General features: G+C 45.7%; 2 protein-coding genes. Both read left to right on the top strand.

What is annotated here, in order from left to right:
* The first annotated feature begins 193 nt into the window (after positions 1–193).
* Positions 194–394, top strand: a complete 201-nt coding sequence (locus R7F07_RS25300; protein WP_318085320.1) for a PA3496 family putative envelope integrity protein — start codon at positions 194–196, stop codon at positions 392–394.
* A gap of 199 nt (positions 395–593) precedes the next feature.
* Positions 594–1,108: NADAR family protein (locus tag R7F07_RS25295; protein WP_411976922.1), on the top strand; the 515-nt coding region annotated here is incomplete at its 3' end.

The raw sequence follows: 1,108 nt of genomic DNA, 5'->3' as shown, positions 1-1,108 counted from the left end.
CAGCACACTTTTCTTAGGGGGAATTTTTCAAATTTAATCGTAAATTTGGCCTTTGGCAAAAGGTAAGTGATGAATCTATTAACGAGTTGATGAAAGGTCGGGAGGGGTCACATTTCCCCACTGTTTTTCTTACCTCCGCACAGTGGGTTTGCTATAGATTAGCTGTCCAAAACATGGTGTGTTCGGAGGAAATATGTCCATTAATTCTATCGACCATGACGAGATGACCAACATCGCTCACAAGTGGGAATTACCCGAAGAAGAAGAAACCGTTGTGAAGCCAGAGAAAACAGTGAAATCAGCAGAAGCCAGACGTCGCATTGAGGCACTGCGTGAAATCCGCGAAAGCGGGTTAAGCATTGAAGAAGCAAGAGAACTTGGCTTGATTCACTGATTCTCTCAATTCGGTGTACCACTCCATAGGGTAGCCAGCTGGCTGCCCTTTTTATTTGCTAACCCCATCATTTAACCGAAGTTTCTTGCTCGTTTTGTTTGTTCTCCAACCTTATTTTTATTCAGTCTGAAGTCACTTTGCTTGCTTACTATGGTTTGACAAATGGTAGAGGCGTTACTAAAAGATATATCAGTAGGATATGCCTTTTGTTGACTATCCATATCACCTAAGCAGGAGCGCGAATATGGTTGATCAGATCCTTTTCTACGAGCCCGATGAGCCGCACGGCTTCCTCTCCAACTTCTGTCATGCCCCCGTCGAAATATCTTCCCAATCTTGGCCCACCAGCGAACACTACTATCAAGCTCAGAAATTTGTTGATGCCCAACTGCAAACCAAAATTCAGCATGCCCAATCGCCGGATGAAGCGTTCGCGTTAAGCCGTCAGTACGAGCATCTCGTTCGCAGCGATTGGGACAACATGAAGCTCTCAGTTATGGCGTTCATTGTGCGAGAAAAATTCCTCCAAAACCCGAAACTTGCTCAGAAACTGATGCGCACGGGCAATGCTTGCCTTACTGAGCATTCGCACAAGGACGCATTTTGGGGAGATGGGGGAGACGGTAAAGGTTTGAACCACCTAGGAGAAATTCTGATGAACGTACGCGCAGAGCTGCGACATGTCGAGCCTTACAATTTGGTTAAGTTCATCGA

The organism is Vibrio sp. YT-16 (assembly GCF_033337405.1).
In the GTDB taxonomy this organism is placed as follows: Bacteria; Pseudomonadota; Gammaproteobacteria; order Enterobacterales; family Vibrionaceae; genus Vibrio; species Vibrio alginolyticus.
The sequence above is the reverse complement of the archived record's forward strand: the minus strand, read 5'-3'. Positions and strand labels throughout refer to the sequence as shown.